General features: G+C 72.4%; 6 protein-coding genes. All 6 read right to left on the bottom strand.

The window, feature by feature from the left end:
• Positions 1–131: 131 nt before the first annotated feature.
• Positions 132–2,687 carry a collagenase gene (locus ACFVSN_RS36590; protein WP_387957717.1) on the bottom strand — a complete coding sequence of 852 codons (2,556 nt, stop codon included), beginning with the start codon at positions 2,685–2,687 and terminating at the stop codon, positions 132–134.
• 308 nt (positions 2,688–2,995) lie between these two features.
• Entirely contained in the window at positions 2,996–3,196 is a 201-nt protein-coding gene (locus ACFVSN_RS36595) for a hypothetical protein (protein ID WP_387957719.1), read from the bottom strand.
• A gap of 10 nt (positions 3,197–3,206) precedes the next feature.
• Positions 3,207–7,592, bottom strand: a complete 4,386-nt coding sequence (locus tag ACFVSN_RS36600; protein ID WP_387957721.1) for a polymorphic toxin-type HINT domain-containing protein — start codon at positions 7,590–7,592, stop codon at positions 3,207–3,209.
• A gap of 532 nt (positions 7,593–8,124) precedes the next feature.
• Positions 8,125–10,071, bottom strand: a complete 1,947-nt coding sequence (locus tag ACFVSN_RS36605) for a trypsin-like serine protease (protein ID WP_387957723.1) — start codon at positions 10,069–10,071, stop codon at positions 8,125–8,127.
• A gap of 480 nt (positions 10,072–10,551) precedes the next feature.
• Complete coding sequence (locus ACFVSN_RS36610) at positions 10,552–11,124, bottom strand: Imm1 family immunity protein (RefSeq protein WP_387957725.1); 573 nt, start codon at positions 11,122–11,124, stop codon at positions 10,552–10,554.
• Positions 11,124–15,713: a polymorphic toxin-type HINT domain-containing protein gene (locus ACFVSN_RS36615; RefSeq protein ID WP_387957727.1), complete on the bottom strand. Its 4,590-nt coding sequence runs from the start codon at positions 15,711–15,713 to the stop codon at positions 11,124–11,126. The genes ACFVSN_RS36610 and ACFVSN_RS36615 overlap by 1 nt, the downstream gene beginning before the upstream one ends.
• Positions 15,714–15,778 lie beyond the last annotated feature (65 nt).

Consider the following 15,778-nt stretch of genomic DNA (forward strand, 5'->3'; position numbering starts at 1 on the left):
GCGGCGGCGCCGCGGGGCCGGGGGGGGGCCGGGGGCCCGGCCCCCCCCCCCCCCCCCGCCCCCCCCCCCCCCCCCCGGCCCCCCCCCCCCCCGGGGGCCCCCCGCCGCCCTTCGCCGTTGCGGTGCGCGGGTCAGTACTGGGTGCTGACCGTCACGCCGCTGAAGTCGGTGTTGGCGTAGAGGCTGATGTAGCGGTAGCCGGCCGTCGGGTTGGTGACGGTGAGGCTCTGGGCGGTGCCGGGGCCGGTGGAGGAGGCGGTGAAGGCGCTCGGGGAGGCCCAGGTGTCGGCGTTGTAGTAGAGCGAGGCGTTGCCGGTGCCGCCGGAGGTGGAGACCTTCAGCGTGCTGGTGCCGGCCGGCAGGTAGACGTAGAAGTAGTCGAGGCTGCCGGCGGTGCGGGCCTGGCCGGGCCGCGAGCAGTTCTGGCCGAGCGCGTCGGTGCGCGGGTCGGTGCAGGTCGGCAGGGTGGTGCCGGCGCCGGTGGCGACGGTGACGGAGGACGGGGTGCTGGCGCTCTTGCCGGCGCTGTCGGTGACGGTCAGGGCGACCGTGTAGGTGCCGGGGTTGGCGTAGGTGTGCACCGGGTTCTGCTGGTCGGAGGAGGTGCCGTCGCCGAAGGTCCAGTGCCAGGAGGCCAGCTTCGCCTGGGAGTTGGTCTCCACGGACTTGTCGTTCAGGGTGACGGTGGCGCCGTTGACGGACTGGCCGAACAGGGCGGTGGGGCCGTCGGCGTAGCAGGCGCCGGCGGCGCAGGCGTTCAGCCAGGCGTCGAAGTCGGCGTCGTAGGAGGTGCCGAGGCCGTTGTAGACCGCGTAGCCGCCCTGGTAGTCACCGGTGCGGAAGTGGCCGAGCATGCTGTACACGTCGGAGGGGTGCTTCTCCAGCATGTAGCGCACCGCCAGGTAGCCCCACGGGTAGGTGCGCACCGAGTCCGAGTTGTCGTACGTGTTCTGGAAGACGGTGCTCAGCTTGTAGCGGTGCGCGGCGGCCTCGGTCATCGCCTGGGTGTCGGTGGTGCCGCGGTAGCTGTAGGACTCGTACTCGGCGACGCCCTCGATCCACCAGATGTCCGGGACGGAGATCTCGGTGCCGAAGTTGCCCTTCATGTCGTAGATGTTGTCGAGGTAGTGCGTGTACTCGTGGTTGAGGTTCCACACGTTGGCGGGGAAGCCGTCGTTCCACGACTTCTGGTACATGACCGACACCGGCTGGTTGTTGGGGTCGGTGACGTCCATGACGGTCTGGCCGCCGTTGTTGGTGGAGTTGTTGTAGATGGCCCAGGAGTAGGTGAGGTAGTCGGCCTGGTTCTTGAAGACGGCGAGGGTGATGGTCTTGCCGTACTGGTTCGGGACGGGGCCGTTGTCCTTGACCATGGTGTGGAAGAAGCCGTCCTCGCCGCGCAGGCTGGCGCAGACGGTGGCCAGGTCCGCGGCGGACAGGGCCTCGCCGCGGATGGTGCGGTTGTCGCACACCAGCGTATTGGGCAGGACGGCGGCGGTGAGCTTGCCGGGCAGGTCGCAGGTGCCGTAGGACGAGCACTGCGCGCCGTCGTACTGGTTGGCGTTGTACGCGGTGTACACGTACAGCGGGCCGGTGCTGCCGGTGACCGGGGTGGTGTCGAGGACCTGCTTGACCAGGGGCCGGGTGAACGCGGCGACGGAGCCGCCGTCGCCGGCGGTGCGGGCGAGGTCGTTGCCGGCGTTGACGTCGAGGAACTGGTTGGCGGTGCCGAGCAGGTCCTTGTGGTTCTGCGCGAAGTTCGCGAGGGCCGTGATCACGCTCGGGTCGGCGGCGACCGCGCTGACGTAGTCGGGGTTCCAGTTGGCCCGCCACAGCGGTGCGAACAGGACGGCGTTGACGGCCTTCACCATCTTCGGGAAGGCGTTGTAGCCGTTGTCGTAGCCGTTCAGGACCTGCTTGTAGACGTTCAGGTAGCGGGCCTGGATGTTGGCGCTGTCGGTGAGGACCAGCACGTCGTAGAGCACGAGGCCGTTGGCGTCGGTGACGTCGTGCCAGCGCGCGCCGGCGAAGAACGCGTCGAGGCCGGCCTTGACGGCGGCGGTGAGCGAGGCGTCGTAGGGGCCGACGGCGGAGGCGTTGTTGGACTGGACGTAGAAGCCGGCCCGCAGGAACAGCACGAGCTGCAGGATGCCGGTGGAGTTGTCGCCGGTGTAGTGCGCGGCCTGGGCCTGGAAGGCGGCGGCGACGGTGAGCATCTGGGACTGCTTGAAGACGTTCCCGGCGTCGGTCCCGGTGACGTTGAACAGCGTGTTGACGCAGTCCGTGGTCGAGCCCTGGACGAAGGAGACCAGGTCGGCGCCACTGCGGGAGCCGAAGTCGGCCGGCGTGCAACCAGCCGCGTCCGCACCGGACTTGGCGGCGGCGAACGCGTGCTTCACGGGGGCGGGAGCGGGCTGCTTGGCACCCGCGGACGGGCCGCTCTGCACGGCCGTCCCGGCCGGCTGCAGGGCCTGCCCGAGCCGGTCGGCCGCCAGCGGGGCGGCCGTGCGTCCTATCGCCTCGGACGCCGGGGAGGCTATCTCGGCCCCGAACGGCGCGGGCGCGGCCGGCGCGGCGGCCTTCACGGGAGCCGCCGCGGGCGAGGCGAGGGCGGGGGTCGGCAGCATGAACGCGGAGCCGGCGAGGGCACCGGCCACCAGAAGGGGAAGGGATTGGCGCAGACGCACTGCGGTGTCCTTGTCCTGAGTGGGGGAGATGAGTAACGGAGCGTCAGCCACGAGGCGTGAGGGAGGGGGACCTTGACGACAACCTGTCACCGGATTCAGGGTCAGAACAATGTCACAGGTTATATGCCACCGCAAGGGTGTGACATGGCACTGTTGCGCGGGGCTCCCGGCCCGGTTCGACCGCCCCCGGGGTGGCGCCGGACGGCCGGAGGCCCCGCCGGAGTTCACTCCGACGGGGCCTCCGTCATCCACCGGGAACGTCCCGGAGTGGTCGGTTCAACCGGGATCCACCCGGCTCCGCGGCCAGCTTACGAATTCTTCTCCATGGTCGCCCGGACGCATTCCATCCAGTCCGTCCATGCCGCCGGATCGGTGGGCTTCCCGTCCGCTTCCAGCGAGATGTCCCCCAGCAGCGTCAGCAGATCGTCTCCTGCGCGGTTGGCGAATTGCCAAATGAACTTCGACATCGCCTCGAACGCCTCGTGCTCGTTCATCGAATAGCTGCTCATGAAGACCTTACTATCGGGGGGTCGGATTCAATCCTCCGTTCGTGATGGTAGTTCCGTTCCGCACCTCCGCCCACGCCTGGGTGCCGTCCGGCAGCGTCAGGAAGTACTTGTCGAGCGTGCCGCCATCGTTGGGAAGCGTGATCGTCGTACGGAGGTTGTCCGGGTGGATCGCGCGCATGATCAGCGCACGGTTCTCCGGGGTGTCGGTCGTGAGGTGTCCGGGATGACCGGTGCGGAAAATGTGCGAGGTGTCCGTGCGGAACTGCGGTTCACACGTGCTGTTGTGTACCAGGACCGGCGCATTGCCGGCGAATACGTAATACGTGTGAACACTGCCGACGGTGAGGTTGTAGGCGGGCTGGAGCGTGGTCCAGTGCCGGGTGGCGGTGATCCGGGCGGTCTGGCCGTCGGAGGTGCGCAGGGTGTCACCGACGGTCAGGCCGGCGGCGTCGCGCCAGTCGTGGGCGCTCTCCGACCAGTACGGGTGGTGGTCGGTGGAGGTGACGGGCGAGGTGGTGCCGTCGGGCGCGGTGATCGTGAGTTCGGTGAAGTCACGGTCGTCGGGGGTGTAGATGGTGTTCTCGACGCGCTGCGCGGTCGTGGCGCCGGTGGCCGGGTCGGTGGCCGTGACCGTGTCCCCGACGCGGATCTGCTCGATGGGACGGCGGGTGCCGTCGGCCATCAGTACGAGGGTGCCGGCCGGGAAGCTGTTGCGCGTCACGAGGCAGCCCTTGCGCAGGTCGGCCCCGAGCGAGGCCTCGTCCGCGAGCTCGTCGACCAACGTGCGGTCGACGTTCTGGTCCTGCCTCAGGGCCTTGAGCGCCTCTTCGGTTCCGACGCCGTCCTTCAGGGTGAGGCGGAACTTCGCGACCGCGTCCGCCGTCGACGTCAGCTTGTTGATGGCCGCCTGGCTGTAGCCGTTGAGCGTCGCCTGGACGGCGATCTTGGCGTCCTCGATGCCGACGCCCGTCTCCAGCGCGAAGCGGAACGCCACCACGGCCTTGGCGCCCTTGGCGAGGGTGCCGTACGGGATGAGGTTGGACGCCGCCCACGCGCACGAGCTGTTGAAGCCGAAGTCGTGGTAGCACTTGACGAAGTCGTCGGTCAGCGCGTGCCACAGGATCTGGCCGCGGACCGCCTCCGGCGAGTAGTGCGCCTTGTAGTCGAAGTAGGTGATCTGGACGTTCTGGTCACGCTGGTCGTCGACCTTGGTGCTGCTGACGACGACGGTGTTCCAGACGCTGTACTTGCCGGTGCAGGCCGCGATCGACAGGCCCGGCTCCGGGCAGGTCTTCATCACGTAGTTGACCGTGCCGGTGACGTGGACGGTCACCGTGAGGTCACAGACGTCCTGGCCCTTGTCGTTCTGGTGCCAGACCTTGGGGTCGACGTTCTTCAGCAGGACGTCGCCGCGGCCCATGACGAAGTCACCGGCGGTGCAGTGACCCATGTTGTCCTTGACCGGGTCGGCCTTCATGTCGCTCTGCGGGTCGGCCACGACGTAGGAGACCCGGCCCTGGGCGTCGACCGTGGCGGTCTGGTCCTCCAGCGCGCCCTCGATGGTGTCGGTGCACTGCTTCGTGAAGTAGGCGTCCCGGGCGGCGTTGGCGGCCTGCTGCGCCTCGTCGCGGCTCTTGGCAGCCGCGGCGGCGGAGGCCTGGGCCTGGTCGGAGGCGGTCTTCGCGGCGGAGGCGTACTGCTGCGCCTGGTTGGCGTAGCTGGTGGCCGCCGCGGCCGAGAAGTCGGCGCTGCGGGCGGCCGCGTTGGCGTTGGCGGCGGAGGCCTGGGCCTGCTTGGCGGACTGGGCCGCCTGGGCGGCGGACGCCTGCGCGGCCTGGGCGGACTGCGCGGCCTGGGCCGCGAAGTTCTGGGCCTGCTGGGCGGACTGGCCGGCCTGGTTGGCGTAGCCGGCGGCCTCGTTGGCCGCGCCGCGCGCGGTGGCGTACGACTGGGCGGCCTGCGCCGCGTACTGGCGCGCCTGGGCGACCGATCCGTCGATGGTGGCCAGGTAGGCCGCGACGGTGGCCACGTGTGAGGCGGTCATCGCGTCGCGCTGCTGGGCCTTGGCCAGACCGCTCTGCAGGAACGGCACGAGCCGGTCGGCGGGGCCGGACAGGACGGCCTGCGCGGCCGCCTTGACCTCGGGGCCGCCACTGGCCAGGGCCTGCGTCACCTGGACGCGGTTGTCGTCGTCGCGGGCCTTGAACTGGCCGGTGGTCAGGAAGGCGCGGACGTCGTCGATCGTGCCGTCCAGGGCCTTGCCGGCCGCGGCCTTCACGCCCGGGCCACCCGTGGCCATGATCTGCGAGAGGGCGACGCGGTCGTCGTCGTCCTTGCCCGGGTACTGGCCGGTGGCCAGGAACGCGCGCACCTGGTCGGCGGTGCCGACCGAGGCGGTCTCCGCGGCGAGGCGGCGTTCCAGCTTGCCCGGCGCCTGGGAGATCGCCATCACGCTGGTGCGGTCGTCGTAGTCGCGCGCGGTCGGCAGACCGCTGCCCAGGAACGTCTGGACGGCGCTGTCGTCGCCCTCCAGCGCGGTCTGGGCGGCGGCCTTGGTCCACGGACCGCCGGCGTCCAGCAGCCGGAAGGCGGCCTGACGGCCCTTCAGCACGGCGGTCTTCGCATCGACGCCGGACGCGGTCGCGTCCTTGACCAGCTGGTCGGTGTCGGCCGCGAACTGGGTGGCCTTGCCGGCCTCCCACGCCGCGGTCTTCGCCTTCAGGTCCGCGTCGCGCGAGGCCTCGTCGGCCGCTGCCATCTCGGCGGCCTGCTGGCCGGCGAGGCGCTCGGCGTCGGAGGCGCGGGCGATGTCGGCGACCTTGTGGGCCTGGGCCGCGGAGTTCGCCGCGGAGTTGGCGTCGGCGTCGGCCGCGGTGGCGGCGGCCTGCGCGACGTTGGCCGCGGTGTTCGCGTCACCGGCGTGCTGGGCTGCCTGCTCGGCCGCGGTGGCCGCGGCTTCCGCGTGGGCGGCCGCGTCGTTGGCGGCGCGCTGCGCGTCGCCGGCCGCGGCGGCCGCCTGGTTGGCGATCGCGACGGTGGCGTTGGCGGCGCGGGTGGCCTCGGCGGCGGCGCTCCGGGCGTGGGCGGCCGCGTTGCGGGCGCGGGCGGCGTCCTCGGCGGACACGCCGGAGTAGTCGGCGGCCTCGGCGGCGGCCTGGGCGGCCGCGGCGGCGTTCGTGCCGGAGGAGGCGGCGGCCTGCGCGGCGGCGCCTGCCTGGGCGGCCGCGAAGCCGGCCCACTGGCTGGCCTCGCCCGCGGTGCGGGCCTGGACGGCGGCGTCGCGGGCGGTGACGGCAGCGTTGCGGGCCGCGTCGGCCTGCCCGGCGTCACCGGCGGCGCCGGCCGCGGCGGAGAGCGCCCTGGAGGCGGCGTTGCCCGCCTTCGTCGCGGCGGACGCGGCGTCGGCGGCGGCGTTGGCGGCCTGGCGGGACGCCTCGTTGGCGGCCCTCGCGGCCGCGGAGGCGGTCTTGGCCGCGGCGGCGGCGCGGGTGGCGGCGTCGGCGGCGCGGTTGGCCGCGTTCGACGCCTGCCCGGCCGAACCCTGGGCGGCCTTGGTCTCGTTGGCGGCGCGCTCGGAGGCCTCCTTGGCCAGACGGGTGGCGTCCAGTGCCTTGCCCGCCGCGTCCTTGGCGGCCATCGCCTGCTGCCCGGCCTGGGCGGTGGCGTTCTTCGTCAGGTCGGCCAGCTGGGCGACCGTCAGGGTCTCCTGGTCGTGGGCGGCGGCGGTCTGGTAGCCGTACTGCAGGAACAGCTGGACGTCGTCCATCGAGCCGTCCAGCGCTGCGCCGGCGGCCTTCTTCACCTCCGGCCCGCCGGAGGCCATCAGCTGGGAGAGGTGGACGCGGTCGTCGTCGTCCTTGGCCTTGAACTGGCCTTCGTTGAGGAACTGGTTGACGTCCGTCATGGTGCCGTCGAGCGCCTTGGCGGCCGCGGCCTTCACACCGGGGCCGCCGGCGGCCATGATCTGCGACAGCCGGACCCGCTGGTCGTCCTCGTAGGCCTTCTGGGCGCCGGTGGCGAGGAACTTCTTCAGGTCGTCGGCCGAGCCCTTGAGCGCGGCCTGTCCGGCATCGCGCACGCCGGGGCCGGAGTTCGCGACCAGGTTCTCGATCTTGGTGCGCAGGTCCTGGTCGGTCGCTGCGGCCTGGCCGCTCGCCAGGAACGCCGTCAGGTCGTCGCCGCTGCCGGTCAGCGCGGTCTCGGCGGCGTGCCGCACGGCCGGTCCGCCGGCCTGCCAGGCGGCGACCGCCTTGACCCGGTCGGGGTTCGCCGCGGTCGCCGTCGGCGGCGCGTCGGCCGCGAGGGCCGGGGTCGAGAGCAGCCCGGTCAGCAGGCTGCCGGCCACGAACCCGGCTGCCAGCCGTGATCGGGCCCGTGATGTCAGTGACATCCGCATGGAAGTTCGCAATCCATCCTGATCTGGGCACCGGAGTGCCGTGAAGAACCGCCGACGGGGGCGCCGGCGGTGCGGGAAAAAGTTCTTCGGGGTGCGCGCGGAGAGGCGGCAAGCGCCGTGGCACGTGCGCGGGGTGGCCCTGCGTCCGTCCGGCGGGCCAGGGGGCCGACGGGGTGGCCGCGCCCGGGAGCCGGGGTGCGTGCCGCCCCGCGGCACGGCGTCGGAAGCGACGTCCGTGGGCTCCTGCTGCCGGCAGCCGGTGAGCAGGGTGGTGGAATCGCGCGCGTCGAAGCGTGCGGGGAGTCTTCCGGTGGGCCGCTGACGAGCGGTCACGTCCCGTGCTGGAAAGAGCAACCTGGAAAGAGCAACCAGGCATGCCTGGCCAAGAGCGGGAGAAAGGGACGCGCAGGTGGGCGGATCCGTGGATCCGGCGGCCTCGGCAGCCGGGAATTCCGGTTCGGCTGAACGGAGTTCCCGGGTGGATCGCATCGGGCGCCCGGCCCCCGCCGGGCGCCCGATGGGTGCGCGGGTGTCAGCCGGCCGGGGTGGCGGCGATGCCCTGGATGCCGCTGCTGGCGACGGCGTAGAAGGTGGTCCAGCTGTTGTCGGCCTTCTGGTCGGCGGTCCAGATGCGGTCGTCGGCGCCGATGGCGAACAGGCGGGCGGTGTCGCCGATGGTGGTGGCGGCGACCTGCTTGACGCCGGCGGCGTTGGGCACGGCGTTGAACGTGGTCCAGGTGCCGGCCGTGTAGTCGCCGGTGGTGGTCCAGATGCGGTCGTCGCCGCCGACGGCGAACAGGTGCACGGTGTTGCCGATGGTGGCGGCGGTGATGTTCTTGATGGCGCTGCTGGGGATGGCCTGGAAGGTGCTCCAGGTGCCGGCCGTGTAGTCGCCCGTGGTGGTCCAGATCTGGCCGTCGCCGCCGACGGCGAACAGGCGGACCTTGTCGCCCATGGCGACGGCGGTGATGTTCTTGATGGCGCTGCTGGGGATGGCCTGGAAGGTGCTCCAGGTGCCGGCCGTGTAGTCGCCGGTGGAGGTCCAGATCTGGCCGTCGCCGCCGATCGCGAACAGGCGGACCTTGTCGCCCATGGCGACGGCGGTGACCTGCTGGATGGCGCTGTTGCCCGGCACCATCTGGAACGCGCTCCAGGTGCCGTTCGCGCCGTCCTTGCTCGCGCTCCAGATGCGCTGGTCGCTGCCGATGGCGAACAGGCGCACGGTGGTACCCATGGTCACGGCGCTGACCTGGCGGATGCCGCTGTTCTGGGGGACGGCCTCGAAGGTGCCCCACACGTTCGTGGAGTAGGAGCCCTCGTTGGCCCATATCCGGTTGTCGCTGCCGATGGCGAACAGCCGGCTGCCCGGACGGGAGGCCTTCACCTGCTGGATCCAGGCGTTGAGGTCGTCGACGCGGGAGGAGGTGGCGCCGGTGCGGGTCTCGGTGGCGGGGGTGCCGAGGCACCCGCCCTGCCAGGAGAGGGAGGCGACGGAGGCGATCTCGGGGGTGCCGTTGCGGTCGCGCAGCAGCGGCGCGCCCGTGTCGCCCTGGCAGACGGGGGCCTGGCCGGCGGCCGGGGCGGTGTCGATGCTGGTGGGGTTCACCGCGCCGGTGGTGTGGGCGCTGGTGTGGAGCTTGAGCGGCGCCCAGTCGGTGGTGGTGCGGCCGTAGCCGGGGATGCGCAGGCCGTCCCCGGCCGCCGGGGCGGTGCCGGTGACGGCGATGGGGGCGACGCCGTCCAGCGGGGAGGTCAGGCGGGCCATCACCAGGTCGCGCTCGGCGCGCGGGGCCAGCTCGGCGATGGCGATGGTGCGGCCGGCGATGGTGGCGGTGCTCGCGGTCGCGGGCGCGCCGGCGGCCGGGTGGTCGCCGAAGCAGGACGCGGCGGTCAGCACCCAGTAACGGTCCACCAGGGTGGCGGTGCAGGAACGGGCGTCGGCACGGCCGGGCTGCCCGGCCGTGACCGTGCCGACGGCCGGGAAGTCGGTGTTGGCCGGGGCGGCCGGTCCGTCGGTGGCGGTCAGTTCCAGCAGCGTGGTGGAGCCGCTGGTGCCGCCCTCGCCGACCGGGGTCCAGGCGTTCTTGTTGACGTCGATGCTGCTGACCGTGCCCGCCGTGTTCAGCGTGGCCTTGATCGCGTGGTCGTCGCCCTTGATGTTGTAGACCTGCGGGATCTCCAGGGCGAGGTACCCGGTGGGGCCGGTGATCTTGAAGCAGACCTCGCTGGGGCTGGCCGTGCGGCTGAACAGCTGGACCAGGCCCGGGCCCGAGGCGCAGTCGGCGAGGACGATGTGGCCGTCGCCGGTCTTCAGGGTGATGTTCCGGTCGGCGAGGACCTTCGCCGCGTCGGGGTAGGAGAAGCCCTCCACCGCGCTCGGCGGGGCGGCATCGGCGGCCACGGCGGGCATCGGGGCGGCGACGACGGGGATCGCAAGGGCCGCGCCGAGGGGCCAGGCCAGTCTGCGAACGGTACGCACAGGCACTCCAGAAGAGAGATGCGCCCAGGGGAAACCAGCGCCCCCGAGCCGGCAAAGAAAGAATCAATCGGAAGCTATCGTCGCGGAATTGTGCACGTCAAAGCATACGGGCACCCCCGGCGCACCCCTGACCCGGGGTCAAGCCCCGCACGGAAAAACGCGATCGGGCCGTCCGCGGGCCGGGGCGTTCGAATGCGGACATTTCCGGATGAACACGGGGGCGGCGGCCCGTCGCAGGATTATCACGGTTCGGTGACGTTTCCTCCGTAAGTCGGCCCCCCCGGGCGCGGACCCGATGCGGACCCGATGAGGAACCCGGTGCGGACCGGGTGCGGATCCGGTGCGTGAGCGGCGCACGCCCCCCCGCGGGCATGCCCACACAGCACGGCGGCCGGCACCGTGCGGTGCCGGCCGCCGTGTTCCGGGGCTGGTGAACAGTCCTGTCGGCCGGGGCGGGGGAGTGTCCCCGCCCCGGCGATGTCATTCGGACCGCGGGGCTCCGTCGAAGAAGGTGTCCCAGTTCGGCTCCGTGTGGCCCTGGACCACTTCGTCCTCGAACGGCGGGCGGTCGTGCCGCCGGCCGCTGATCTCCCCGCTCACCCAGTCGACGCATTCCGGGCGTTCACCGGTGCCGGACCGGCAGTATTCCTCGACGGCCGCGCGGACCAGGGGCAGCGGAATCGCGCTCGCCCGGTCGTGGAACCTCGGGTGGTACGTCTCCGAGACGAGCCGGGAGTCCGTCCCGGACGGGTCCGGGTTGTCGGAGATCCACGCGTGGTCGTAGATCCCGCCCTTCCGGGGGGCCTGTCCGTCCGTGCACCAGGTGAGGGCGCCGAAGCCGCTCAGCTCGTTGACCGCGACGAAGAGGTAGGTGCTGGGAAACCTCTTCGGCGGCTCGGTGTAGCAGAACGAGGCCTGGCCGCCCGTGACGTACTTCCCGTCACGGACTTCCTTCACGCTGACGGAGTGGAAAGCCTCCGAGATCAGACGGTCGGTTTCCTCGGGGCCGGAAGGATATGCGTCTTCCCCGTCGAACGACATGTGAAGAATCATTACGGGCGCGGCCTCGTCCCTGAGAGCGTTATCTCGTCCAGCTTTCCTGCCGCCTTGTTCCACCAGCGGACCTTCAGGATCTGGTCAGTGTAGAGGATGTCGGGAACGGAGTATCCGCAGGAGAACGCGGGACCGCACAGCCCCTTCTCGTTGTTGATGACGACTTCCGCGTACTTGATGTCGTCCCGTGCCATGACCCACGCGAGTTTCGTCTCGACGTGGTCGGCGGTCGGGTAGATCAGCGTGCTGTCCGGGACCGGGGGAACGGTGGAACCCGGCCGCCGGAGCCAGTTGCTGATGTCCTGGACCATGGCCGCGGTCGCGGGGTCGCCGTTGCTGCCGCTGACCACCGGGCCCTTCCACTCCACCAGGTTGTCGCCGTCGCGCAGGAGCACCTGCCCGGCGGTCGGGCCCTCGTCGCCCGGCCGCCGGCCGAGCTTCTGCAGGATCTGCCAGATCCGCGACGGGCACAGGCTGCTGTTGTGCACCAGCAGCGGGCGGTCGCCCGCGAGGACGAAGTAGGTGTGGAGGCCTTCGACCGTGAGGTTGTAGGCGGGCTCCAGGCCGGTCCAGTGGCGGACCGAGGCGACCTGGACGACGGCGCCGGTGTCCGTGCGCAGCGTGTCGCCGGGGCGGATGTCGCCGGCGTCGGTCCAGGTGCCGGCCGACTCCACCCAGAACGGGTGGTGGTCGGTCGCGGTGACCGCGCCCTGGCCGCCGTCGGGGGCGCGGACCGTGAGCTCGGTGAAGTCGCGGTCGTCGGGGGTGTAGACGGTGGCGCTCACCGGGCGGGGCCCGCTGGTTCCCGTGGCGGGGTCCGCCGCGAGCACCACGTCACCGGCGTGCAGGGTCTCGATGGCCCGGGTGGTGCCGTCGCCCATGAGCACCTTGGTGCCGGCCGGGAAACTGTTGGTCGGGCACCCCGCGCGGGCGCCGTTGGCGATCGTGAGCTCGTCGCCCAGCTGGTCGACCAGGCCCCGCTCGATGTCCGAGTTGTTCTTCAGAGCCTGGAGCGCCGCGTCGGCACCGACGCCGTCCGCCAGGGTCTGGCGGAACTTGGCGACGATGTCGGCCGTGGAGGTCAGCTTGCTGATGGCGGCCTGGCTGTAGCCGTTGAGCGTCGCCTGGACGGCGAGCTTGGCGTCCTCGATCCCGACGCCGGTCTCCAGGGCGAAGCGGAACGCGACGATGGCCTTGGCGCCCTTGGCGAGGGTGCCGTAGGGGATGAAGTTGGACGCGGCCCACGCGCAGGACGCGTTGAGGCCGGGGTCGTGGTAGCACTTGACGAAGTCGTCGGTCAGCGCGTGGTAGAGCAGGTTGCCCAGCTGCGCCTGCGGCGAGTAGTGCAGCTTGTAGTCGGTGTAGCTCAGCTGGACGGTCTCGTCGCGCTGGTCGCTGACCTGGGTGCTGCTGACGACGACGGTGTTCCAGACGCTGTACTTGCCGGCGCAGGCGACGATCGACAGGCCCGGTTCCGGGCAGGTCTTCATCACGTAGTTGACGGTGCCGGTGATCTTGACGTTGACCGTGACGTCACAGACCGTGTCGCCCTTGCCGTTGTCGTGCCAGACCTTGGGGTCGATGTTCTTGATGATGATGCCGCTGCGGCCCTCGGTGTAGTCACCGGCGGTGCAGTGGGACATGTCGTCCTTGACCGGGTCCGTCTTCATGTCGTCCTGGGGGACGGCCTCGACGTAGGAGACCCGGCCCTGGGCGTCGACCGTGGCGGTCTGGTCCTGCAGCACGCCGTCGACGGTGTCGGCGCACTGCTTGGTCCAGACGGCGGCCTGGGCGTCGGCGGCGGCCTTGGCGGCCTGGTCGGCGCTCTGCTTGGCGGCGGCGGCCGAGGCCTGGGCCTGGTCGGAGGCGGTCTTGGCGGCGGCCGCGAACTGCTGGGCCTGGGCGGCGTAGCTGGTGGCCGCCGACGCCGAGAAGCCGGCGCTGCGGGCGGCCGCGTTGGCGGAGGCCGCGGCGGCCTGGGCCTGCTGGGCGGACTGGGCCGCCTGTGCGGCGGAGGCCTGGGCCTGCTGTGCGGACTGGGCGGCCTGGGCGGCGAAGCCCTGGGCCTGCTGGGCGGACTGGCCGGCCTGGTTGGCGTAGCCGGCGGCCTCGTTGGCGGCGTTGCGGGCGGTGGCGTAGGACTGGGCGGCCTGGGCCGCGTACTGCCGTGCCCGGGCGACCGAGCCGTCGATGGTGGCGAGGTAGGACTGGATGGTCGCCACGTGGGCGGCGGTCATCGCGTCGCGCTGCTGGGCCTTGGCCAGGCCGCTCTGCAGGAACGGCACGAGCCGGTCGGCGGGGCCGGACAGGACGGCCTGGGCGGCGGCCTTGACCTCGGGGCCGCCGGTCGTGAGCAGCTGGGTGACCTGGACGCGGTTGTCGTCGTCGCGGGCCTTGAACTGACCGGTGGCCAGGAAGGCGCGGACGTCGTCGATGGTGCCGTCCAGGGCCTTGCCGGCGGCGGCCTTCACGCCCGGGCCGCCGTTGGCCATGATCTGGGAGAGGGTGACGCGGTCGTCGTCGTCCTTGCCCGGGTACTGGCCGGTGGCGAGGAAGGCCTTCACCTGGTCGGGGGTGCCGACGGACGCGGTCTCGGCGGCCAGGCGCTTCTCCAGCTTGCCGGGGGACACGGCGATCGCCATGACGCTGGTGCGGTCGTCGCGGTCGCGGGCGACGGGCAGCGTGCTGCCCAGGAACGTCCGGACGGCGCTGTCGTCTCCCTCCAGCGCGCTCTGGGCGGCTTCCTTGGTCCACGGGCCCGCGGAGTCCAGCAGCCGGAAGGCGGCCTGACGGCCCTTGAGCACGGCGGTCCCGGCGTCGGTGCCGGCGGCGGTGGCGTCCTTGATGAGCTGGTCGGTGTCGGCGGCGAACTGCGTTGCCTTGCCGGACTCCCAGGCCGCGGTCCTGGCCTTCAGGTCCGCGTCGCGCGAGGCCTCGTCGGCGGCGGCCATCTCGGCGGCCTGCTGGGCGTCCAGGCGCTCCTGGTCGGAGGCGCGGGCGATGTCGGTGATCTTGTGGGCCTGGGCGGCGGACTGTGCGGCCGAGTCGGCGGAGCTGGTGGCCGCGGCGGCGGCGGTGCCCGCGATGGTGGCCCAGTTCGCCGACTCGCCGGCGTGCCGGGCGGCCTCCGTCGCTGCGGTCGCCGCGGCTTCGGCGTGGGCCGCGGCGTCGTTGGCGGCGCGCTGGGCGTCCGCCGCTGCCGCGGCGGCCTGGTTGGCGATCGCGACGGTGGCGTTGGCGGCGCGGGTGGCCTCGGCGGCGGCGCTGCGGGCGCGGGCGGCGGCCAGGCGGGCCTGGGCGGCGTCCGCGTCGGAGACGCCCGCGTAGGTGGCGGAGTCGGCGGCGGCCTGGGCGGCGGCCGCGGCGTCGGCACCGGAGGAGGCCGCGGCCTGCGCCGCGATACCCGCCTGGGTCGCCGCGAAGCCGGCCCACTGGCTGGCCTCGCCCGCGGTGCGGGCTTCCACTGCGGCCTTGCGGGCGGTCTCCGCAGCCTGGCTGGCGGCGTCGGCCTGGGTCTTGTCGCCCGCGGCGTTGGCCGCGGCGGACAGTGCCTGGGAGGCGGCGTTGCCGGCCTTGGTGGCCGCAGCGGCCGCGTTGGCGGCGGCGTTGGCGGCCTGGCGGGAGGCCTCGTTGGCGGCCCTCGCGGCCGCGGAGGCGGTCTTGGCCGCGGCGGCGGCCCGGGTGGCCGCGTCGGCGGCGCGTCCGGCGGCGTTCGACGCCTGCCCGGCCGAGCCCTGTGCCGCCTTGGTCTCGGCGGCGGCCCGCTCGGCCGACTCCTTGGCGAGCCTGGTGGCGTCGACGGCCTTGCCGGCCGCGTCCTTGGCGGTCATCGCCTGCTGGCCGGCCTGGTCGGCGGCGGTCTTCGTCAGGTCGGCCAACTGCCCGACGGACAGCGTCTCCTGGTCGTGCGCGGCCGCCGTCTGGTAGCCGTACTGCAGGAACTGCTGGACGTCGTCCATCGAGCCGTCCAGCGCGGCGCCGGCGGCCTTCTTCACCTCCGGCCCGCCCGAGGCCATCAGCTGCGAGAGGTGGACGCGGTCGTCGTCGTCCCTCGCCTTGAACTGGCCGGTGGTCAGGAACTGGTTGACGTCGGCCAGGGAGCCGTCCATGGCCTTGGACGCCGCGGCCTTCACCCCGGGCCCGCCGGTGGCGATCAGCTGGGAGACCTTCACCCGCTGGTCGTCCTCGTAGGCCTTCTGGGCGCCCTTGTCGAGGAACTTCTTCAGGTCATCGGCCGAGCCCTTGAGCGCGGCCGTCCCGGCGTCACGCACCCCGGGGCCGGAGTCCGCGACCAGGTCCTCGATCCTGGCCCGCAGGTCCTGGTCGGCGGCCGTGGCCTGACCGCTCGCCAGGAACGCCTTCAGGTCGTCGGCCGAACCGGTCAGCGCGGTCTCCGCGGCGTGGCGCACGGCCGGCCCGCCGGCCTGCCAGGCGGCGACCGCCTTCACCCGGTCCGGATCCGCCGCGGTCGCCGTCGGCGGCGCGTCGGCCGCGAGGGCCGGGGTCGAGAGCAGCCCGGTCAGCAGGCTGCCCGCCACGAGCCCGGCCGCGAGGCGCGACCGGGCCCGTGAGGTCAGTGACAATCTCATCGAAATTCGCAATCCATCATGAATCGGGCACCGGGGTGCCGTGCGGGCCACCGGAATCCGCAATC

This window comes from Kitasatospora sp. NPDC057904, from assembly GCF_042887925.1.
In the GTDB taxonomy this organism is placed as follows: Bacteria; Actinomycetota; Actinomycetes; order Streptomycetales; family Streptomycetaceae; genus Kitasatospora.

Coding starts and splice junctions, on each gene's coding strand:
- ACFVSN_RS36595 (WP_387957719.1), bottom strand. CDS start 3,196: ATGAGCAGCTATTCGATGAACGAGCACGAGGCGTTCGAGGCGATGTCG.
- ACFVSN_RS36600 (WP_387957721.1), bottom strand. CDS start 7,592: ATGCGGATGTCACTGACATCACGGGCCCGATCACGGCTGGCAGCCGGG.
- ACFVSN_RS36615 (WP_387957727.1), bottom strand. CDS start 15,713: ATGAGATTGTCACTGACCTCACGGGCCCGGTCGCGCCTCGCGGCCGGG.
- ACFVSN_RS36610 (WP_387957725.1), bottom strand. CDS start 11,124: ATGATTCTTCACATGTCGTTCGACGGGGAAGACGCATATCCTTCCGGC.